14 protein-coding genes are annotated in these 20,982 nt (G+C 74.6%); 3 read left to right on the plus strand and 11 right to left on the minus strand.

What is annotated here, in order from left to right; translation table 11 throughout:
* Positions 1–88: 88 nt before the first annotated feature.
* From NRK68_RS03510 to NRK68_RS03535, 6 genes are all read right to left on the minus strand, one after another.
* On the minus strand, positions 89–5,299 hold the full coding sequence (locus tag NRK68_RS03510; RefSeq protein WP_308296043.1) for a tetratricopeptide repeat protein: 5,211 nt from the start codon (positions 5,297–5,299) through the stop codon (positions 89–91).
* Complete coding sequence (locus NRK68_RS03515) at positions 5,296–5,820, minus strand: hypothetical protein (RefSeq protein ID WP_183065798.1); 525 nt, start codon at positions 5,818–5,820, stop codon at positions 5,296–5,298. Before NRK68_RS03515 ends, NRK68_RS03510 begins: the two co-directional genes overlap by 4 nt.
* An 84-nt stretch (positions 5,821–5,904) precedes the next feature.
* Complete coding sequence (locus NRK68_RS36905; protein ID WP_373023459.1) at positions 5,905–6,330, minus strand: hypothetical protein; 426 nt, start codon at positions 6,328–6,330, stop codon at positions 5,905–5,907.
* Between the two features lie 265 nt (positions 6,331–6,595).
* Positions 6,596–7,723 carry a calcium:cation antiporter gene (locus NRK68_RS03525; RefSeq protein ID WP_257854879.1) on the minus strand — a complete coding sequence of 376 codons (1,128 nt, stop codon included), beginning with the start codon at positions 7,721–7,723 and terminating at the stop codon, positions 6,596–6,598.
* A gap of 182 nt (positions 7,724–7,905) precedes the next feature.
* Entirely contained in the window at positions 7,906–9,492 is a 1,587-nt protein-coding gene (locus tag NRK68_RS03530) for an acyl-CoA synthetase (protein ID WP_257854880.1), read from the minus strand.
* A gap of 5 nt (positions 9,493–9,497) precedes the next feature.
* A complete protein-coding gene (locus NRK68_RS03535; RefSeq protein ID WP_183065794.1) occupies positions 9,498–10,613 on the minus strand; it encodes an NAD(P)H-dependent flavin oxidoreductase in 1,116 nt (371 codons plus the stop codon).
* A gap of 671 nt (positions 10,614–11,284) precedes the next feature.
* Between NRK68_RS03535 and NRK68_RS03540 the strand changes: the two genes are divergently transcribed.
* Positions 11,285–13,051, plus strand: coding sequence for a serine hydrolase domain-containing protein (locus NRK68_RS03540; RefSeq protein WP_183065793.1), 1,767 nt, complete (start codon positions 11,285–11,287; stop codon positions 13,049–13,051).
* A 37-nt stretch (positions 13,052–13,088) separates the two neighbouring features.
* Here the strand turns inward: NRK68_RS03540 and NRK68_RS03545 are convergent, their stop codons facing one another.
* Both NRK68_RS03545 and NRK68_RS03550 read right to left on the minus strand, forming a co-directional pair.
* Entirely contained in the window at positions 13,089–13,463 is a 375-nt protein-coding gene (locus NRK68_RS03545; RefSeq protein WP_183065792.1) for a VOC family protein, read from the minus strand.
* A gap of 215 nt (positions 13,464–13,678) precedes the next feature.
* Entirely contained in the window at positions 13,679–14,329 is a 651-nt protein-coding gene (locus NRK68_RS03550; protein ID WP_257854882.1) for a TetR/AcrR family transcriptional regulator, read from the minus strand.
* A 77-nt stretch (positions 14,330–14,406) separates the two neighbouring features.
* Between NRK68_RS03550 and NRK68_RS03555 the strand changes: the two genes are divergently transcribed.
* Positions 14,407–15,618 carry an FAD-dependent monooxygenase gene (locus NRK68_RS03555; protein ID WP_183065790.1) on the plus strand — a complete coding sequence of 404 codons (1,212 nt, stop codon included), beginning with the start codon at positions 14,407–14,409 and terminating at the stop codon, positions 15,616–15,618.
* 39 nt (positions 15,619–15,657) lie between these two features.
* Positions 15,658–16,107, plus strand: coding sequence for a nitroreductase family deazaflavin-dependent oxidoreductase (locus NRK68_RS03560; protein ID WP_257854883.1), 450 nt, complete (start codon positions 15,658–15,660; stop codon positions 16,105–16,107).
* Between the two features lie 32 nt (positions 16,108–16,139).
* Here NRK68_RS03560 and NRK68_RS03565 read toward each other — a convergent pair whose 3' ends face one another.
* The 3 genes from NRK68_RS03565 to NRK68_RS03575 form a co-directional block, all read right to left on the minus strand.
* Positions 16,140–17,153 carry an alpha/beta fold hydrolase gene (locus NRK68_RS03565; RefSeq protein WP_257854884.1) on the minus strand — a complete coding sequence of 338 codons (1,014 nt, stop codon included), beginning with the start codon at positions 17,151–17,153 and terminating at the stop codon, positions 16,140–16,142.
* 135 nt (positions 17,154–17,288) lie between these two features.
* A complete protein-coding gene (locus tag NRK68_RS03570) occupies positions 17,289–18,878 on the minus strand; it encodes a phytoene desaturase family protein (protein ID WP_257854885.1) in 1,590 nt (529 codons plus the stop codon).
* Complete coding sequence (locus tag NRK68_RS03575; protein ID WP_257854886.1) at positions 18,875–20,968, minus strand: serine/threonine-protein kinase; 2,094 nt, start codon at positions 20,966–20,968, stop codon at positions 18,875–18,877. The genes NRK68_RS03570 and NRK68_RS03575 overlap by 4 nt, the downstream gene beginning before the upstream one ends.
* Positions 20,969–20,982 lie beyond the last annotated feature (14 nt).

Raw genomic sequence — 20,982 nt, forward strand, 5'->3', positions numbered from 1 at the left:
GCGTGCGGGTCGCTGGCGGCCGAACGGCGCCACCGCGCCGACCGCATCCCGCGCCCGACCCGCAGCCCCGGCGCGGTCGCGGCTCCGGTCAGGCGTCGCGGCGGCCCAGTGCGTGGAGTGCCTTGCTGCGGTGGGTCAGGGCCAGGTCCATCGCCCGGGTCCTGCCCTCGGCGCGGAAGTGACTGGCTGCCTGGTCGTTGACGGTCACGGCTTCCTCATACCGTCCCACGTCCACGAGGAGGCCGCCGAGGATGAGCAGGGCGGTACCCTCGCCCTGCCCGTCGGCGGTTTCCCGGCAGAGCGCCAGGTACCGCTCGAGGGCGGGGACGGCGTCCCCGTACTGCCGGAGCTCCACGGCCAGGACGCTGTAGCGGTACAGGGTCCGGCCTTCGTTGGTGCGGTCCTGTGCGGCGCGGAACAGCTCCGCGGCACGTCCGTATGAGAGGAGGGCGTCGGCGCGCCGGCCCAGCTTCTCCAGCGTCATGCCGAGGTGGAGGTGGAGCTGGTTCTCCCGCGCCCGGTCCTCGGTCCGGGGGTAGACGGCCACGGCCCGCCGGTAAACGGCGACGGCCTCCTCGTCTCGGCCCAGCACCCGCAGATCGCGGGCCAGGTTGAGGAGTGCGGACCCTTCGGTGTCCGGGCGGTCCAGTTCACGGAACACGGTGGCGGCGCGCCGATGGACCACGACGGCCTCTTCGAGCCGGCCGGCGTTGGTCAGTTTCTCACCCAGGTGGTAGAGGGCCATGGCCTCGCCCTCCTGGTCGCCGGCGCCCCGGGAGACGGCCACGGCCTGTTGCAGGACGGTCATGGCCTGCGTGTCCCGGCCCGCCGCATCGAGGGCGCCGCCGAGTCGGCGCAGAGCCGTGGCCTCGGCGGGGGCGTCGCCGATCTCGCGGGACAGCTCCGCCGCCCGGGTGTAGGCGGGGATGGCCTTCTTCGGTTTCCCCTGATGCTCCAGGCCATGGCCGACGACGACGAGGGCATGGGCCTCGCGGGCGCGGTCACCGGCCCGCCGGTGCAGCTCGGCGGCGTGCCGGCCCGCGTCGGCGGCCTGCTCGTAGCGTCCCAATCGGTTGAGCGCGACGCCGAGTTCGGCTGAGGCCGCGGCCTCGCCCGCCCGGTCGTCGGCGGCCCGGTGCACGGCGACGGCACCTTCCCGGGCGGCGGCCGACTCCTCCACGCGGCCCAGTGCTCCCAGAGCTTCGCCGAGCCGGTCCAGGAGTTCCCCCTCGTGCTCGCGGTCGCCGGCCGCGCGGCAGCAGACGAGTCCCTGCTGACAGGCGGGCACGGCCTCCTCGTACCGTCCCTCGTAAACCAGGACGAGGGAGAGGCTGCGCAGGGCGGTCAGCTCGCCCCGGCGGTCGCCGGTGTCCCGGTGGACCGCGAGCTCCTGCCGGTAGGCGGCGATGGCTTCGTCGGAGCGATGGGCCTGGGCGAGGCGGATGGCGAGGTTGCGCAGCATCACGGCCTCCCGCGCCCGATTGCCGGCCCGGCGGTACGCGGCCACGGCCTCTTCGCAGGCGGCGGCAGCCTCGTCGTGGCGTCCCGCCCGGGCAAGTGCCTCGCTGCGGTTGGACAGCGCATTGCCCTCGCGCTCGTGGTCGCCGGTCTCCCGCAGCAGGGCGGCCGCCTTCCCGCAAGCGGTGGCCGCCTCAGCGTAACGGCCCCCCTGGCCGGCGGCGTTGCCGAGGTTGATGAGGGCGGACGCCTCACCCGTACGGTCGCCCAGGTCACGGTAGAGGGTGGCGGACCGCTGCGCGGCGTCGACGGCCGCTTCGTAGCGTTCCGCTTCGATCAGGGCCGGGATGAGACCGTCGAGCACCCAGCACTCCTTGCCGCGTTCGCCGGTTTCTCCGAAGAGCTCGGCCGAGCGCTGGTAGGTGGCGATCGCCTCGTCGAGTCGACCCGTACGGTGCAGGGCGACGGCGAGGTTGGCGAGGGAATCGGCTTCACGGCCTCGATCGCCGTCCTGCCGGTAGAGGGCGGCGGCCTGCCGGACGGGCGGGATGGCTTCCTCGAACCGGCCCTCGTTGATCAGGGCGTTGCCCAGGTTGTGGAGCGGCGCGCCGCCGAAGCGGTCACGGCCGCCGCCGGCGCTCAGGGCTGCGGCCCGCCGGCTGACTTCGGCGGCTTCGGTGTACCGCTTGGCGGCTGTGAGGGCATTGCTCAGGTTGGTGAGCGCGGCGATCTCCAGAGGGCCCGGGTCACCGGCCGCGTCACCACCGGCGCTACCGCCGCCCGGACCGCCGCTCCGGAAGATGGCCGCGGCCCGTTCGCAGGCGGTGACGGCTTCGTCGGTGCGGCCGTCGGCTGCCAGGGAGGTGCCGAGGTTGGTGAGGGTGGCTCCCAGCAGAGCCCGTTCACCCAGCCGGTCGAAGTGCTGAACGGCCTGTTCGAACAGGCCGATCGCCTCCGTCTGCCGCCGTATGCCTGCCAGGGCGCTGCCCGACTGGAGGAGCAGCTCGGCCGCCCGGCGCCGGTCGCCGATGTCGAGGTGGACGGCCGCGGCCCGCTCCACGGCCGTGAGGGCCTCCTCGAAACGCCCGAGCCCGATCAGCGTCTCACCGACCCTGCCCAAACGCGCCGCCTGCGTGCTGAGGTCGGTGAGGTCGGCGCCGGTCGGCGGGTCGGCGAGCAGCCGGTACAGCTCGGTCGCCTCGCGCGTGGCCGCCAGCGCCTCCTCCCGGATCCGGTCCGGCTCCCGGGCCAACCGGTCCTGTACGGCGGCGTGTTCGGGGAGGTCGACGGTGGGATGTGCGCGAGCCAGCCGCCGGTACAGGTCGTCGGCCTCCCTCGTCACCGCCAATGCCCGCTCCTCGTGCCCCAGGGCCAGCAGCCGGGTCCCGAGGTCGTTCAACACCCGGGCCAGATCGAGGCTGTGGGCGGCGGGGTCGGACTCCGCGAGCCGGCGCTGGATCGCCACGGCCTCCTCGACCGGGGCCAGGGCCTCCTCGCCCCGGTCCATCTCCGCGAGGAACCCCCCGAGGCTGACCAGCGCGGCCGTCAGATCGGGCTGGTGGGCGGCGGGGTTGGCCGCCGCGAGCCGACGGTACAGGTCGCCGGCCACCTCCGTGACCTCCAGGCCCTCCTCCAGCCTGCCGACGGCGCGCAGCGCGGCCCCCAGGTTGATGAGGGAGCGCGCGAAGTGGTGCCGCTCGCCGCCGGGGTCGGCTGCGGACAGCCGCCGGTACAGGCCGGCAGCCTCCTCACTGGCGGCCAGGCCCTCCTCGGTGCGGCCGGCGTCGAGGAGCCGCAGGCCCAGGTGGGTGAGGAGCGCGGCCCGGTCGGGACCGTACACGGGGTCGGTTTCGGACAGCCTCCGGTACAGCTCGGCGGCCTCCTCGGTGACGGCCAGGGCCTCCGCCCGCCTGCCGTGCCGCGACAGACTGCTGCCGAGTCCGGTCAGCGCGCCCGCCAGGCGGTCCTGGTGGGCGGCGGGGTCAAGGGCGGTCAGGCGCCGGCCGATCGCGACGGACTCCTCGGCGGTGAACAGCGCCTCCTCCCAGCGGCCGGCGGCGGAGAGCCGCTCGCCGAGCACACCGAGGGAGTTCGCGAGGAAGGGGAGGTGCTCGGGGTTTTCGGAGGCGAGCCCCCGGTGCAGCCGTACGGCCTCCTGTGCGGGGAGGACGGCCTGCTCGCGGCGGCCGGCGTTGGCCCGGCGCCACGCCAGCGTCCCGTACAGCACGGCCCGCCGGGCGGGGTCCTCGGTGGTGGCCAGCCGGTGCGCGGTCAGCGCCTCGGCGACGGCGAGGATTCCGTTGTCCAGGTCCACGTGGCGGCCCGGGGGCAGCACGGCTTCCACGGCCTCCAGTACCGCCACCAGATCGGCGTCGAGTGGCGGCGCGGCTTCGCTTCCGGTGCCCGCGCCGCCCGCATCACCCTCGCCGCCGGCGTCGCCCGGCGCGGCGAGGGCGGCGAGCGTGGTCAGGGCGGGGCTGCCCGCGGTGACCGCGAGGTGGGGCGAGGACCGCAGCAGCGGGTACAGCACCCGACGGCCGACGTGTGCCCAGCGGGCAGCCGCGGACGCCAGGAACGTCACGGCCCGCGGGGCCACCGCCGGCCCCAGGTCCCCGCCCATCAGGGCCGCCGGGACATCGCCCGCCCAGGGGTCCGGGTCATACGCGGTGATGTCGTGTCCCGGGGTGAACAGCCCGAGGAAGTCCTCGGCGAGCCGGTCGGGGTACAGGGGCTCCAGGAACAGGTCGCGCTCGACGGGCGGATAGCAGAACCGGTGGTCGAGGAGGAGGTCCTGCGGATGGCCCGGCAGGTCGAGGGCGCGCAGCGCCCGGGCGCCGGTGCCGTGGCTGACCGCCCCGGTCAGGGCGGCGGTGAACACCGTCCTGGCCATGACGGCGGGCCGGGTCTTGTAGTCCAGTCCGGACCCGCCGGCCTCGAACAGCCGCTGCCACGCCCGGTATTCACGGTCCAGGAGGTACGCCGACAGCTCGTGCGGTTCGGTCAGGGACGGCCGGCGCCCGCGCGCGTGGGCATCGACGGCGACCAGGGCCGCCATCTGCAGGGTCAGCGTCAGTCCGAAGTCGGGCCGGTCCAGAAGGGCGGGCGGTGCGACCTCGGAGGTGTTCGGCAGGTCGTAGAGGTCGCTCGCACCGTAGCGGTCGCGGGCGGCGGTGAACATCCGCAGCCGGTCCGCGTCCAAGGAGGGCAGCAGCATGTCGTCGATCTCGGCGCGCCGGTCGTGGAGTTCACCGCGCAGGGCCGCGAACCAGCGCACCGTACGGCCGATCAGGAGGACACGGGTGGGCCGCTGCCGGTGCAGGACAGGATCGGACAGCAGCCGCTCCAGCTGGCTGTACGCCCAGCGGTCCGCGTAGTCCACGACGAGCAGGACGCCGGCGCCGTCCTCGGCCGGTCGGGTGCCGGGGTCCTGGGCGGGGCCGCCGTCGCGGACCACGGCGTGCAGCACCTGCCAGCGTTCCGCCGCCGGTCGGCCGGGGTCTCGGGACCGCTCGGCGAACTCCATGGCGAGGCGGGTCTTGCCCTCCCCACCGGGAGCGTGGAGCAGCAGTACCGACAGGCGGGCATTCCGGGTGTCACGCCAGCGCCGCAGCCGCTCCAGTTCGGCCTCCCGGCCGATGAAGGGCACCACACGGCTGCGCGCGTCGAGAAGCCTGCTGGGTTGCGCCATCAGCCAGTCGGTGGCCGGGGCCGACGGCACCGGCAGCGCCTCGATGCCGGGCCCGGGAGACCCGTGGTAGTGGTTGACGGTGGCCCTTGCGCCCGGGCCCTGCGCTGCGGCCGAACCGGGGGCGAGGTACTGCTCGTAGCGTGGCTCGGTCAAGACTCTCCGCGGGGAGTCCCGGCCTGGGCCGCGCCGGGCCCGTTGTGGTGGTGGTTGTTCACGGTCACGCTGGCCCCCGGGCCCTGAGCGCCCGCGCCGCCGCTCTGGATCACTTGGCTGTAGACCGCGTGCGCCCCCGACCTGCGCAGGGCCGCCCCGAGGGCGCGGATCTCGCCGTCGGCGCCGGGCTGCCCGGCGATCAGTTCGCGCAGCAGCCGCTCGCACTCGGCCGAGCGGTGGGCATTCGCCTCCAGCGCCGCCCCGAGCCGCGCCGCCCAGTTCTCATGGGCCTCGCCCAGGGCCGCCGCGTCGCCGCGCTCGTACGCGGTGAGCACGGTCTCGCGCGCCTGCTCCAGCTCCGCCTCGGCATCCACCCCGACGGCGCCGCCTTCCCCGGCCCGCCCGCCGAGCCCGAGCAGTCGGCCGAAGCCGCGCCGGGTGTGGTCCCACGCGTCCGTCGTCATCGCGGTGACGAGCGTGGTCGCGGCGGTGGCCGCGACAGCTGCGACAGCAGGGTCCACGACGCTGTTCCCCTCCGAAGGCAGTCGAAACACTTCTCCATCCTCAGTGGCAAGTCTGCACCGCAGCAACCTGGTTGACCTGGATCACTTCAAGCCGTTCTTGTCGCAGGGCGGAGCGGAGAGCCCCCGGGTCCGCGAAACCGCCGCGAAGGGCGGACTGACGGTGGCCGGTCCGGAGCGGCCGCAGTTCGCGAACCGGGCTCCGGCCGGTGACCTGGCGGGGGCGGACGTGGCGAAGGCCTGCTCCGCGCTGCCCGGTGGCACGGCCACGGCGGGCGACGGCTCGGTGGTGGACGTCTCGGCGGCGTGCGGCGCGCCGGGACGCCGGGACCGTACGACCGACACCGGCAGCCGTGGAGCGCTGCTCCTCGACCGGTTCCGGCGCAGGCTGACGGCCTCGAACCCGGCCGCGGACCTGTGGCTGGTGCCGTTCTCGGCCGCCGACCCCGTACGTACGCCGCGGACGGTCAACCGGGCGGCGCCCGGCATCGGGCGTGCGCTCGCGGACACCGTGGCGGGGCTGCGGGCGGCCGGGATCGCGCTGGACGCCCCACTGGGCGAGCATCGGTTCGTGTTCCGGGACGGCCGGAAACTGCCGGTCGGGGGCGGTACGGAGGTGCTCGGAGTCCGGAACCGGACCGAGGCGCGGTGGAACGCGGCGGCCGGTGGCCATCCGGACGTCGCGCACGGGTCCAGCCACATCCAGGCGGTCGGCCCGGGGCGGCAGTTCCTGCCCGGTGGCCCGCACGCCGCTGTGCCGGTCCGGCGCCGGTCCTCACGGGCTGACGGCCAGGAAGAGGTACGCGGCCAGCACCACGATGTGTACCCCGCCCTGCAGCAGCGTGGCGCGGCCGGGGGCGAGGGTGAGCGTGCTGACCACCACGGTCAGCGCGAGCAGCACCATGTGGACCGGGCCGAGGCCGAGCAGGAGCGGGCCGGACAGCCAGACCGAGGCCAGCGCGATCGCCGGGATGGTCAGTCCGATGCTGGCGATGGCGGATCCGTAGGCGAGGTTGAGGCTGGTCTGCACGCGGTCGCGGCGGGCGGCTCGGACGGCGGCCAGGGTCTCCGGCAGCAGGACGAGCAGGGCGATGATCACACCGACGACGGCCTGAGGCAGACCGGCCTTGGCCACCGCCGCCTCGATGGTCGGGGAGACGGCCTTGGCGTCGCCGACCACCGCGACGAGCGCGACCAGCAGCAGCCCGAGGCTGAGCCGGGCGGCGGCCGCGGTGGGCGGCGCCGCGTGGTCGTCCACCTGGTACGTGTCGGCGTCCCGGCCGGTGTCCGCGTCCCCGCCGGTGTCCACGGGCAGGAAGTAATTGCGGTGGCGGACCGTCTGGACGGCGATGAACAGCCCGTACAGGGCGAGCGAGGCGACCGCGGCGAAGGTCAGCTGCCCCGTGGAGAACTCCGGACCGGGCTTGCTCGTGGTGAAGGTCGGCAGGACCAGGCTGAGGGTTGCCAGGGTGGCGACGGTGGCCAGGGCCGCGCCCGAGCCCTCGGGGTTGAAGACGGCGACCCGGTTGCGCAGGGCCCCGACGAGCAGGGACACGCCGACGATCCCGTTGCAGGTGATCATGACGGCGGCGAAGACGGTGTCCCGGGCGAGCGAGGCGGACTTGTCCCCGCCGTCGGCCATCAGGGTGACGATGAGCGCCACTTCGATGACCGTGACGGCGACGGCGAGGATCAGGGATCCGAAGGGTTCGCCGACCCGGTGGGCCACGACCTCGGCATGGTGGACGGCTGCCAGGACCGCACCGGCCAGGCACAGGGCGACCAACACCACGGCGAAGCCGGGTAGCTCCCGCCCCCAGCTGAACACCAGCGCGACCAGCGCCACCACGGGGACCAGGACGGTCCAGTCGGTCAGGGGGGATCTGCGCTTCGTCGTACCCATATAAGCCAACTTGCCAGAAGTGTCCCTCCGGCGCGTCGCACGGCACGCTCCCCTGGCCCTGACGTGGCATTTCTCACGGTTCTCCCGGCGTGCCCGCCCCCGGTCCCCCACCGGCCTCCGCAATCCGTCGCGGCCGCCCGTCCGGACGGGACGACGGACGGGACGACGGACGGAACCCGCGCTCACATGGCGCGTTCGCGACCCTCCCAGTACGGGTCCCGCAGCCGCCGCTTGTAGAGCTTGCCGTTCGGGTCGCGCGGCATCGTCTCGATGAAGTCGACGGTCCTGGGCCGCTTGTACCCGGCGAGCCGGCGCTCACAGTGGTGCAGGATCTCCGCGGCCAGGGCGTCGCCGGCCGCGAAGCCTTCGGCCGGTTCGATGACCGCCTTGACCTCCTCGCCCCAGTCGGCGTGCGGGATGCCGAAGGCGGCGGCGTCCGCGACGGCCGGGTGGGTGAGCAGGGCGGACTCGATCTCGGCCGGGTAGATGTTGACCCCGCCGGAGATGATCATGTCGATCTTGCGGTCGCGGAGGAAGAGGTAGCCGTCCTCGTCCATCAGCCCGAGGTCACCGACGGTGAAGAAGTCGCCGATGCGGTTCTTCCTCGTCTTGCCCTCGTCCTTGTGGTAGCTGAAGCCGCCGGTGTTCATCTTCATGTAGACGGTGCCCAGTTCGCCCGGGGGCAGCCGGTTGCCGTCGTCGTCGAAGACTGCCAGCTCGCTGATCGGCCAGGCCTTGCCCACCGTGCCCGGCTTCTTCAGCCAGTCCTCGGCCGTCGCGAAGGCGCCGCCGCCCTCGCTCGCCGCGTAGTACTCCTCCACGCAGCCGCCCCACCAGTCGATCATCGCCCGCTTGACGTGGTCCGGGCAGGGCGCGGCGCCGTGGATGGCGTGCCGCATCGAGGAGACGTCGTAGGCGTCCTTCGTCTCCTGCGGGAGGGCGAGGAGCCGGTGGAACTGGGTCGGCACCATGTGGGTGTGGGTGCAGGCGTGGCCGTCGATCAGGCGCAGCATCTCCTGCGGGGTCCACTTGTCCATGAGGACGAGCGGGTGCCCGATGTGCAGGGCGGCGCCCGCGAACTGGAGGACGGCCGTGTGGTAGAGCGGCGAGCAGACCAGGTGGACGTTGCCGTCGAAGGGCCGGATCCCGAAGATGCCGAGGAAGCCGCCGAGGTAGGTCTCCTCCGGGAGCTTGCCGGGCAGGGGGCGGCGGATGCCGCGCGGGCGGCCGGTGGTGCCGGAGGTGTAGTTCATGACCCAGCCGAGGGTGCGGTCCGCGGGGGGTGTGGCGGGCCGGCCGTCGAGGAGTTCGCCGTACGGGCGGAAGCCGGGGACCGTTCCGACGGCGTAGCGGTGGCTTCCGGGCAGGGCCGCCTCGTCGGCCGCGGCGGTGGCGGCCTCGGCGAAACGCTCGTGGGCGATGAGGACCTTGGCGCCGGAGTCGGAGACGATCCAGGCGATCTCGGGGCCCACCAGGTGGTGGTTGACGGGCACGAGGTAGAGGCCGGCCTGGGAGGCGGCGAGGTAGGCGGTGAGGAACTCGACGCCGTTGGGGAGGACGACGGCGAAGACGTCGCCCCGCTCCAGCCCGGCGGCGCGCAGCCCGTGGACGAGCCGGTTGACGTCGGCGTGCAGCCGGCCCGCGCTCCACTCCTCGCCGTCGGGGGCGGTCAGGACGGTGCGGCCGGGGTCGGCGGTGGCCTGGGCCCAGAAGCCGTTGGGTGGCTGCCGGTCGGCGGCGGGAGCCGTGGTGGACGTGCTGGCGGTCATGGCGGTCACGCCTCTCGGACTCGGCCGGCGATGCGGTTGATGCGGTCGATCGCCTTCTCGAAGCCGCTGGTGAGCTCGTCGAAGACGGCCTGGACGCTGCGTTCGCTGTTCATCCGGCCGACGATCTGGCCGACGGGGGTGCCCAGCAGGGGCTGGACCTCGTACTTCTGGATGCGGGAGACGGCCTCGGCGACGAGGAGGCCCTGGAGCGGCATGGGGAGCGCGCCCGGCCCCTCCGGGTCGTCCCAGGCGTCGGTCCACTCGGTGCGCAGCTGGCGGGCGGGTTTGCCGGTGAGGGCGCGGGAGCGGACGGTGTCGCCGGAGCCTGCGGCGAGGAGCTTCTCGGTGAGGGCGCGGGAGTGGAGGTCGGCCTCGGTGGTGGTGAGCCAGAGGGAGCCGAGCCAGGCGCCCTGGGCGCCGAGGGCGAGGCCGGCGGCGATCTGCTCGCCGCTGCCGATGCCTCCGGCTGCGAGGACCGGGAGCGGTGCGACAGCCTCGACGATCTCCGGGACCAGGACCATGGTGGCTATGTCGCCGGTGTGGCCGCCGGCCTCGTAGCCCTGGGCGACGACGACGTCGATGCCGGCTTCGGCGTGGCGGCGGGCGTGCTTGGCGCTGCCGGCGAGGGCGGCGACGAGGATGCCGTGGTCGTGGGCGCGGGCGATGACGTCGGCGGGCGGGGAACCGAGGGCGTTCGCCAGGAGTTTGACGGGATAGTCGAAGGCGACGTCGAGCTGGCCCCGGGCGACCTGCTCCATCCAGCCGGTGATGCGCCATCCGGAGGCCTCTCCCTCGGCGAGCTCGGGCACGTGGTGTTTGGCCAGGGTGTCGCGGACGAAGGCGCGGTGCGCGGCCGGGATCATCGCCTCGATCTCGGCTTCGCCGATGCCGTCGACGGCCTTCTTGGCGGGCATGACGACGTCCAGGCCGTAGGGCTTGCCGTCGGTGTGCGCCTGCATCCAGTCGAGGTCGCGTTCGAGGTCGTCGGGCGCGGTGTAGCGGACCGCGCCGAGTACGCCGAAACCGCCCGCCCGGGTGATCGCGGCGGCGACCGCGGGGAAGGGCGTGAAGCCGAAGATGGCGTGCTCGACTCCCAGTTTCCTGCTCAGCTCCGTCTCCATGGGCGGCAGGATGCCGCAGCCCGGCGGCCGAGGGAAGAGATTTTCTGATGCAGTGTCAGATTCTTTACGGCCCGGTCGGTGGGGAGGGTGACCGAGGGGCGGGCAGATACCCATTAGCCTGCGGCTCGCTCGGCGGATCCGGGAGCCGGGAGGTCCGGGCCTGCTCGCCTGCGGCGGGCTCCTCCCCCGCCGGCGCGGGCCGGGAGGTCCGGGCATCCGGCGGGCACTGCGGTCGCGAAGTGCGGGCTGCGGGTTGCGGGTTGCGGGTTGCGGGTTGCGGGTTGCGGGTTGCGGGCGAACGAGGAGGGCCGGAGATGGCAGTGGACACGGGGGCCGAGGCGGTCGCGGAGGCCGGTACGGAACGGACGGGCGGCACAGGCCGCGAGCAACCGCCCGAGCGCGGGAAGGCCCCGGTGGCCGCACCCCGGCAGGACCCCGGACCGCCGTCGGGGCGGGAGCGGGACCGGCGGCGGACGCGACGGCAGGAGCCGGAGCCGGCGCAAAGGCGGGAGCCGGAGCGGTGGCCGGAGCGGGCGCGGGGCCATGGGGCGCGCCCGGAACCGGGGCGGGAGGGGGAGCAGCATCCCGGACCGCGGCCGGAACCGGGGCTCGGGCCGGAACCGGGGCGGGACGGGGAGCGGGGCCGCGACGGCGCCTCCGGGGCCCGGCGTGTGCTGAGTCGGCGGCGGCTCGGGGCCCGGCTGCTCGCGCTCGGCGGGGTGCTCGTGCTGCACGCGGCGCTCCCGGGCCCGGCGGGTGCGGCCGAACGGCGCGCCCTGCAGGGGCTGCGCCTGCGGTACGGGTCCGCACGCCAGGCCGGACTGCTGGAGCGGCACCTGGAGGCGGTGGCGGACGAGGCCCGGCGGTTCCTGGGCCCCTCCCCCGAGCACCCGTACTACGCGGGGGCGGTGGTGCTCGCCGGGCGGGGCCGTACCGTCGCCCTGCACCGGGCCATGGGCCATGCCGTCCGGTACGCGGACTACGACGGACGGACCGACCGGGTAAGGGAGTTCCCCGCGGCCGAGCGGATCGCGATGGCCGAGGACACCGTCTTCGACCTGGCCTCGCTGACCAAGCTGTTCACCTCGATCCTGGCCGTGCAGCAGATGGAGCGCGGGCGACTGGAGCTGGAGGCCCCGGTGCGCCGCTACCTGCCGGAGTTCACCGGCGGCGGCAAGGAGATCATCACGGTCCGTCAGCTGCTCACGCACACCTCGGGACTGCGCTCGTGGGCGCCCTTCTACCAGGAGCCGACGCGCGAGGGACGACTGCGGCTGCTGTGGTCGGTCAGGCCGCAGGAGACCCCGGGGAGCGTCTACCGCTACTCCGACCTCAACCTCATCGCGCTGCAACTGCTCCTGGAACGGATCACCGGTCGCACTCTGGATGTCCTGCTCCACGACGAGATCACCGCTCCGCTCGGTATGCACCGCACGCGATACAACCCGCCGCTCTCCTGGCGCCGGATCACCGCCGCCACCGAGGTGCAGCGACCGCCCTGGTCCGGCCTGGACCGCGGCCTGGTGTGGGGCGAGGTCCACGACGAGAACGCGTACGCCCTCGGCGGGGTCGCGGGCCACGCCGGGGTCTTCGGCACCGCCTGGGACCTGGCCGTCCTGGCCCGCACCCTGCTCGACGGCGGGGCCTACGCGGGCCGGCGGATCCTGCGCCCGGCCTCCGTCGAACTGCTCTTCACCGACTACAACACCGCCTTCCCCGGCGACGACCACGGCCTCGGCTTCGAGCTCTACCAGCACTGGTACATGGGCGCCATGGCCACCCCGCACTCGGCCGGCCACACCGGGTTCACCGGCACCTCCCTCGTCCTCGATCCCTCCACCGACTCGTTCCTGATCCTGCTGGGCAACTCCGTCCACCCCGTGCGCACCTGGCGGGCCGGCAGCGCCCCACGGGTCGCCGTCGGCAACCGCTTCGCCCGCGCCGTCCCGGTCCGTACCCGGCACGGCGGCGCCGCCTGGTTCTCCGGGAACGTCCCCGGCGGCTCGGGCACCCTCACCCTGCCCCCGCTCACCCCGGCCACGGCCGCCGCCCGGCTGCGCTGCGCCGTGTGGTGGGACACGGTGCCCGGGGAGGGCGCCCTGCACCTGGAGGTCTCGCCGGACGGGGTGGACTGGGCGCCGCTGCCGTTCACCACCCTGCGCTCCACCGGCGGCGTCGCCGAGGAGTGGCCGCTGGGCTCCGTCGGCGGCTGGTCCGGGCGCATCTGGCACCGGCTGGAGGCCCCCCTCACGGCCGCCTGGGCGGGCCGTGAGGTGCGGCTGCGGTTCCGCCACACCGCCACGGGCCGCTATGTCGGGCGTGGGGTGTACGTGGACGTCGTACGCGTGGCCGAACCGGCCCGGCTGCTGTTCGCGGAGGACCGGCCCGACGACGCGGCCCGCGTCGAGGCCGTCGGCTGGAGCCGGTCCGCGGACTGACCGGCGGAAGGGTCCGCGGACCGAGCGGCGGGGCGGGTCACTCGCGGACCAGGCAGAAGGGGTGCCCCGCCGGGTCCGCGTACACGCGCCAGCCGCGCCCGTCCGCGCCGTCGAGCAGGGTCCCGCCGGCCGCGAGCACCTCCTCCTGCGCCTGGTCCAGGTCCGCGACGCCGAGGTCCAGGTGGAACTGCTGCGGCCGGCTGGGGTCGGGCCAGCGCGGCGGCTGATGGTCCGTCGCCCGCTGGAAGGCGAGTACCAGGCCCGACGGGGTGTGGAGCGTCGCCCAGGTCTCGTCGAGGGACCAACGCCGGTCCTGCTGGTTGACGTTGCCGCCCAGCAGCGCCCGGTAGAAATCGGCGAGCGTCTGCGGCTCGGGACAGTCGAGGACCACGCACTGCAGTTCAGCGATCATGACCGGATCCTAGAGGCGCCCGAACAGAAAATCCTGACCCTCCGGGGCTTACGAATCAAGCCATGCGAAGGGGTGTATTTTCAGCCACGCCGGGCGTAGCGTAAGCGCACTCCACCAGGAGGAACGCACCGGCCCTCCCGCCTTGATCCCGCCGGCGCGTACCGATGGAAGAGCCCCGCCGCCACATCCCCCGGTGCGGCGGGGCTCTTCCGTGTTCAGGCCGGGTCCGCCAGGGCCGCGGCGAGCATCCGGCGCGCCACCGCGGTCAGTTCGGCGAGGTCCGGGGCCGGCCGGGAGCGGGCCAGGGCACCGGCCAGCCGGTCGTAGAGGAGCCCTTCGGTCCAGGCGACGAGCAGTTCCGCGGCCTCTTCGGGCCGGTCGGCGCCAAGGGCGGCGACGATGCCCGCGGCCCGGACCCGCGGCTCCCGCCCCGCCCGCCGGAGGTCCGCCTCCAGCTCCGGATTGCGCGCGGCCTCCAGGCTCAGTTCGAAGCGGGCCAGCTGGCGCTCGCGTCCCACCGTCAGCCAGTGGTACAGCAGCCCCGCCAGCGCCGCCGCGGCCGCCTCCCGGTCGACCGGACCCCGGTCGGCCGGACCCCGGCCGGACGTCCCGGGGAGGGCCGGCGGGGCGGTCCCGAAGGGGCTGCCGCCGTCCACGTCCGCGAGGTCCAGTTCGGCCAGCCGCTGGTAGCAGGCCCCGATCAGCGCCGTCCTCGTGCGGAGGTAGTACGAGGTGCTGCCCGCGGGCAGCCCCGCGGCTGCGTCGACCGCACGGTGGGTCAGGCCCCGGAGCCCGGCGGCGGCCACGAGCCCGATCGCGGTGTCGGCGATCAGTGTTCTGCGATCAGCAGGAGGAGAGGTGGACATCAGGTCACTCTACAGCTGTAGAGTGACACCATCATCCTCTACATTTGTAGAGGGCCGGGAGAAGGCAGGGATCCGTCATGTCCGCAGTTCAGCGTCACGCGGTCGTCGCCGGCGCCGGGATCGGCGGGCTCACCGCGGCCCTGGCCCTGCACCGCAAGGGCTGGCGGGTGACCGTCTGCGAGCGGGCGCCCGGCCCGGCCGCCGCAGGCGCCGGGATCGTCCTCGCGCCCAACGCCCTGCGCGCCCTCGACGCCATCGGCTTCGACCTCACCCGCACGGCGGGCCGTACCCTCCCGGCCGCGATGGGCCTGCGCCGCCCCGACGGCCGCTGGCTGAGCCGCGCCGACACCGCGGCCCTGGCCGCCCGCTACGGCGGGCCGCCGCTCGCCCTGCACCGCTCGGCGCTCGCCGACGCCCTGGCCGGCGCGCTCCCCGGGGGGACGGTCCGCTACGGCGTCACGGTCACCTCCGTGGACGGCGCCGACGGCTTCCCCGTGGTCCGCACCTCGGCCGGCGACCTCGACGGCTCCGCCGATCTCGTGGTCGCCGCGGACGGCATCCACAGCCCGCTGCGCCGCCGGTACTTCCCGGACCACCCGGGCCTGCGCCACAGCGGGGAGACCGCCTGGCGCACCGTCCTGCCCGCCTCCGCCGGCCCGAAAGGGGCGGCGACCGCGGAGACCTGGGGCCGCGGCGAGCGCTTCGGTGTGGTGCCGCTCGCCGACGGAAGGACGTACGTCTACGCCACCGCCGTCGTCCCCGAGGGGTACCGGCCCGCCGATGTCCGCGCCGAACTCCTGCACCGCTACGGGGCCTGGCACGACCCGATCCCGGCCCTGCTGCAGCGGATCGACCCGGCGGCCGTGCTCCAGCACGACCTGTACGACCTTGCGGCCCCGCTCCCCCGCTTCCACCACGGGCGCCTGGCCTGGCTCGGCGACGCCGCCCACGCCATGACGCCCAACCTCGGCCAGGGCGGCTGCCAGGCCGTCGAGGACGCCGTGGTCCTTGCCCACCTGCTGGACGGGGCCGGGGCCGGGGGTGTCCCGGCGGCCCTCGCCGCCTACAGCGCGGCCCGCTGCGCCCGCACCGACGCCATCCGCGTCCGGGCCCGCCGCGCGGGCCGGATCGCCGCCCTGAGCCACCCCCTCGCCGCGGCCCTGCGCGACCTCGCCGTCCGCGTCACGCCGGACCGGGCCGCGCACCGGGCGATGGACGGCCTCTTCGACGGATTCACCCTTCCGGCCGGAATCACCACCGCCTCCGGGGGCGTTGGCACTCGTTGGTGAGGTTCGTTGACCGCTCGACACGAAGGCAGGCGAAACCGCATGACGACCGGAATCGACTGGGACCACCCGACCGACCCGCGGGACGGGAGCTGGCAGCTGGAGCACGTCAAGCAGTACGTGGGCTCCGGCGGCACCGAGGGGCAGTACTGGAACGGCACCCAGACCCTCCTGCTCACCACCGTCGGCCGGATCTCCGGCCACCCCGTACGCACCCCCCTCATCTACGGCGAGGCCGACGGCCGTTATCTGCTCGTCGCCTCCAAGGGCGGCGCCGACGAGCACCCCCTGTGGTTCCGCAACCTGAGCGCGCACCCCGAGGTCCGCATCCAGGTCGGTACCCGGATCCTCCAGGGCACGGCGCGCACCGCGAACGCCGAGGAGCGCGCCGCCTACTGGCCGGTGATGGTGAAGCACTGGCCCGCCTACGACGAGTACCAGGCCAGGACGGACCGGGAGATCCCGATCGTGGTGATCGAGCCCGCCGCGTAGGCACGTCGGCGGGCCCCGCACCAGGAGCCGCCTCAGCGGCAGGTGCGCGCCACGCGCTCCAGCTCGTCCGCCCACACGGCCGCGTCCCTCGGACCGACGTGCGGGGCGTCCAGCGACCGCACGCGGAAGCGGTTGTGCGGCGTGGTCGCGTCCGCCTCGCGGATCATCAGGTCCTGGAGGGCGGGCGGGATCGCCCGGTCCGCGCCGAACCGCAGGTACGTGCGCGGCACCCGCCCCCACCGGCCGGGCAACCCCCGGGCGTCGGCGGCGCCGATCGCCGCCGACTCGTCCGGTTCGAGGATGTTCAGGAGCGCCCGCACCTCCGCGTCCGGCCAGTCCGCCGCCAGTGCCTCCTTCGCCGCCGCGAAGAAAGCGGGGTCGCCGGAACGCCAGTTGACCCGGTTGACGCCCAGCTCCGGCGGGGTCTTGAAGGCGGGGATCCGGAACAGGGCGCTGGAGGCGGCCTCCGGAGTCGTCATCAGCTCCATCACCGAGCCGTGCCGCGTCGGGCAGAAGGCGGACGCGTACACCAAGTGGGAGATCAGCTGCGGCACTTGGTTGGCGACCGCGTTCAGCGTCACCCCGCCGAGGCTCTGGCCGACCAGGACGACCGGACCGGACCGATGCGCGGTGCGCACCGTCTCGACCACGTGGGCCGCGAAGTCCGCCAGTGTCACCGCCGAGATCGGCGACGGTTCCGCGGCCAGCCGTTCCAGGTCCTGCGGGGTCTGGTAGGAGACGGGGAAGTAGGCACCGGGCCCGTGGCCGGGCAGGTCCACCGCGATCGACCGGTGGCCGCGCAGGCCCAGCTCCCGCAGGACCGGGCCCCAGCCGTAGGAGTTGCTTCCGGAGCCGTGGACGAGCACGAAGACGGGGGCGCCCCGCCTCCGGGTGTCCGCGTGTGCGGCGGTGGCCCCCGCGCCCACCGCCGCGACCGTCCCGGCCCCGGCAGCGGCCGCCTTCAGGAGCCCGCGCCGGGTCCGCCCGCCGGGGCGCCCCGCGCCGCCGCTGCCACTCGTACCGTTCGCGCCATTCAGGTTACTCATGAGTAACACCCTAGTTCAGGGGCTCAGTTGACCGAAGGATTTCGGCCAGGCCGCCTGGGGCCGGGCCCGGCGGGGACCCAGGCCGGGCCGGCACCCGGGCCCGGCGGGCACCCGGGCCGGGCCGCCCGACGGCTCCTACCGCCCCAGCACCGCCATCGCCGCGTTGTGGCCGGGGACCCCGCTGACGCCGCCGCCGCGCACCGCGCCCGCGCCGCACAGCAGGACGTTGCGGTGTGCCGTCTCCACGCCCCACCGGCCGACGCCCGCACCCTCTTCCTCGCCCTCGTCCGCGAACGGCCAGGACAGGTCGCGGTGGAAGATGTGGCCGCCGGGCAGCCGCAGTTCGCGCTCCAGGTCCAAAGGCGTCTTCGCCTCGATGCAGGGGCGGCTGTCCGCGTCGAAGGCGAGGCAGTCGGTGAGCGGCTCGGCCAGGTGCGCGTCGAGCTGCGCGAGGGTGGCGGTCAGCAGCACCTCCCGGGCCTGCTGGTTGTCGTGCCCGAACAGCCGGGCCGGGGTGTGCAGGCCGAAGAGGGTGAGCGTCTGGTAACCCTGCTCGACCAGTTCCGGCCCGAGGATCGTCGGATCGGCCAGCGAGTGGCAGTAGATCTCCGAGGGCGGAACGGACGGCAGCTCCCCCGCCGCCGCCTCCGCGTAGGCCCGGGCGAGCTGGGTGTATCCCTCGGCGATGTGGAAGGTCCCGCCGAAGGCCTCGCGGGGGTCCACGGTGGTGTCGCGGAGCCGGGGCAGCCGGCGCAGCAGCATGTTGACCTTGAGCTGGGCGCCCTCGGGGGCTGTCGCCGGGTCCTGGGCCGGTGTCTGGCCGAGGAGTTCGGCCAGGGCCCGCGGGGAGGCGTTCACCAGCACCGTACGGCCCACGACCCGGCCCTCGCCGGTCGCCGTACGGAACACCACCTCGGCCGGAGCGGCGCCGTCCGTGTCGATCCGCAGCACCTCGTGGCCGGTGACGATCTCCGCTCCGGCCTTGACCGCGGCGGCCGCGAGGGCGTCCGTCAGGGCGCCCATGCCGCCGACCGGCACGTCCCAGTTCCCGGTCTCGCCGCCGATGACGTGGTAGAGGAAGCACCGGTTCTGGGCCAGCGAGGGGTCGTGCGCGTCGGCGAACGTGCCGATGAGGCCGTCCGTCAGGACCACCCCGCGGACCAGGTCGTCGGTGAAGTGCCGCTCCACCGCGACGCCCAGCGGCTCCTCGAACAGCATCCGCCAGGCGGCCTCGTCGTCGATCCGCCGGCGCAGCTCGGCCCGGGTGGGCAGCGGCTCGGTCAGGGTCGGGAACACCGTGCGGGCCACCCGTCCGGTGGTCTCGTAGAAGGCGCGCCAGCTCTCGTACTCCCGGTCCGAGCCGGTGAGCCGGGCGAAGGACTCCCGGGTGCGCTCCTCGCCGCCGCCGACGAGCAGTCCGCCCGGCCGCCCGTCGCGCTCGGCCGGGGTGTACGAGGAGACCGTGCGCCGGCGTACGGCGAAGCTCAGCTCCAGGTCGCGCACGATCTTGTCGGGCAGCAGGGAGACGAGGTACGAGTAGCGCGAGAGGCGGGCGTCGACGCCCACGAAGGGTCTGCTGGAGATCGCCGCGCCGCCGGTGTTCCCGAGCCGTTCCAGGACCAGCACCGAGCGGCCCGCCCGGGCCAGGTACGCGGCGGCCACCAGCCCGTTGTGCCCGCCGCCCACGATCACGTCGTCGTACACGTCCCGCCCGAAGGTCGTCATGGCTCTTGGTAGCACACCTGGCCGAGCCGCTCCAGACAGTGGGCCTCGTCGGCGTGGGCCAGCACCGTCTCGGGATGCTCGTCGCCCAGGGACCGTTCGCGGATGCCGGACAGGTCCCGGTAGATCGGGAGGGCCTCGTCCCAGCGGCCCAGCCGGCCCAGGCCGACGGCCAGTTCCCGACGGCTGACCAGGGTGTCCGCGTGTTCGGCGCCGAGCACCCGGGCCCGGGCGGCGGCCACCTGGCGGGCCTCGGCCACCGCCTCCTCCCAGCGGTCCAGGCGGCCCAGGTTGACCCCGAGGACGTGCCGGGCGCGCAGCGTCTCGGGGTCGGTGGCCCCGTAGGCGCGGGTGCGGTCGCGGACCAGGGCCCGGAAGACGTCGAGGGCCCGGGCGCTGCCGCCGGTGCGGCCGAGCGCGATGCCGACCTCGTAGCGGGCGGCCAGGGTGTCGGGGTGGTCGCGGCCGAGGACCCGTTCCCGCGCGGCGGCGACGTCACGGAAGCCGGCCAGCGCCTCGTGCCAGCGGTCGAGGCGGCCGAGCACGTAGGCCGCCTCGTACCGGGTCAGCAGGGTGTCCGGGTGGTCGGCGCCCAGGACGGCCGCCCGGTCCGCGGCGACCGCGACGGCCGTGGTGTGGGCGTCCGCGTACCGGCCCAGCGCACGCAGGGCGCAGGCCAGGTTGTGGCGGCAGCGCAGCGTGTCGGGGTGGAGCTGTCCCATGCTGCGCTCACGGGCGACGAGCACCGCGCGGTAGACGTCGTACGCCTCCTGGTGGCGGCCGAGCCGGCCCATCTCGTACGCCGCCTCCTGGCGGGCCGCAAGGGTGTCGGCGTGGTCCGGGCCGAGGACCCGGGCGCGCCCGTCGGCGACGGCCGTGTACACGGAGAGCGCCTCCTCGGGCCGGCCGGCGCGGCTGAGGGTGTAGGCGCGGGCGTGGCCGGCCGCGAGGGCGTCCGGGCCGGTCTCGCGCGGGCCGACGGGACGGGGGAAGCCGTAGGCCACGGTGAGGCGCGGGTCCTCGGCGGGGGCGGGGCGCCCGATCGTGGCGTACCGGTCGCCGGCGGGGCGCGGGACGGGCTGTTCGCCGCTGGGACGCACGGCCGTCCAGGACCCGGTGAGCACGGCCCATGCGCCGCTCGCGGGCCGCGCCTCGATGCCCGCCTTACGACCGGCGGTCATCCCGCGGGCCCAGGCCGGGAGCGGGGCGAGGGCGCCGGACGGCCCGCCGTGGCCGAGCCGGGACTCCACGAGCCTGCGGTGCACGTGGCGGGCGTCCTGCGGACGGTCGTCGGGGCATTTGGCGAGCAGGTCGAGAACCACCTGCTCGAAGTAGTCGGGCAGCTCGGGGCGGTGCCTGCGCAGCGGCACGGGCGCGGCGTCGCGGTGGCCGATGAGCACCGACCAGGAGTCGCCGAGGTCGAAGGGCGGGGCGCCGGTGGCGATCTCGTACAGGACGCAGCCGAGGGAGTAGAGGTCGCTGCGGTGGTCGACCTCGCCGCCCGCGATCTGCTCGGGCGACATGTAGTGCGGGGTGCCCATGGCCATGGCGCCGCCGGTGAGCTTGGCGGTGAAGCCGATGTCGTGCGCGAGCCGGGCGATGCCGAAGTCGCAGATCTTCACGGTGCCGTCGACGAGCCGCATGATGTTGGCCGGTTTCAGGTCGCGGTGGACGACGCCCTGGTCGTGGGTGTAGCCGAGGGCGGCGGCCATCTGCTCGGCGATGTCTACGACCACGTCCACGGGGAGCGGGCGGGTCTCGTTGTCCTCCATGAGCTGGCTGAGGTTGCGCCCTTCGAGCAGCTCCATGACGAGGTAGAGGGGGCCGCCGGCGGCACTGTCGTCGCCGAAGTCGTGGACGACGGTGACACCGCGGTGCTGGAGGGAGGCCGCCACGCGCGCCTCGCGCCGGAAGCGCTCGCGCAGCACCTGCGTGAAGTGGGCGTCCTGGTCGGCGCCGATCGGCTTGAGGCACTTCACGGCGACGTGCCGGCCCAGCGATTCGTCCCGGGCGCGCCATACCTCGCCCATGCCGCCGCGCCCGATCAGATCGAGCGACCGGTACCGGCCCTGGATCAGTCTGGACTCCGCCATGTCTTGAAATCGCC

Source organism: Streptomyces yangpuensis (assembly GCF_024666385.1).
GTDB lineage: Bacteria > Actinomycetota > Actinomycetes > Streptomycetales > Streptomycetaceae > Streptomyces > Streptomyces yangpuensis.

Excerpts from the sequence above, each read along its gene's own strand:
- NRK68_RS03565 (WP_257854884.1), bottom strand. The coding sequence starts at position 17,153 with ATGAGTAACCTGAATGGCGCGAACGGTACGAGTGGCAGCGGCGGCGCG.
- NRK68_RS03525 (WP_257854879.1), bottom strand. The coding sequence starts at position 7,723 with ATGGGTACGACGAAGCGCAGATCCCCCCTGACCGACTGGACCGTCCTG.
- NRK68_RS03570 (WP_257854885.1), bottom strand. The coding sequence starts at position 18,878 with ATGACGACCTTCGGGCGGGACGTGTACGACGACGTGATCGTGGGCGGC.
- NRK68_RS03530 (WP_257854880.1), bottom strand. The coding sequence starts at position 9,492 with ATGACCGCCAGCACGTCCACCACGGCTCCCGCCGCCGACCGGCAGCCA.
- NRK68_RS03575 (WP_257854886.1), bottom strand. The coding sequence starts at position 20,968 with ATGGCGGAGTCCAGACTGATCCAGGGCCGGTACCGGTCGCTCGATCTG.
- NRK68_RS03560 (WP_257854883.1), top strand. The coding sequence starts at position 15,658 with ATGACGACCGGAATCGACTGGGACCACCCGACCGACCCGCGGGACGGG.
- NRK68_RS03545 (WP_183065792.1), bottom strand. The coding sequence starts at position 13,463 with ATGATCGCTGAACTGCAGTGCGTGGTCCTCGACTGTCCCGAGCCGCAG.
- NRK68_RS03555 (WP_183065790.1), top strand. The coding sequence starts at position 14,407 with ATGTCCGCAGTTCAGCGTCACGCGGTCGTCGCCGGCGCCGGGATCGGC.
- NRK68_RS03550 (WP_257854882.1), bottom strand. The coding sequence starts at position 14,329 with ATGTCCACCTCTCCTCCTGCTGATCGCAGAACACTGATCGCCGACACC.
- NRK68_RS03535 (WP_183065794.1), bottom strand. The coding sequence starts at position 10,613 with ATGGAGACGGAGCTGAGCAGGAAACTGGGAGTCGAGCACGCCATCTTC.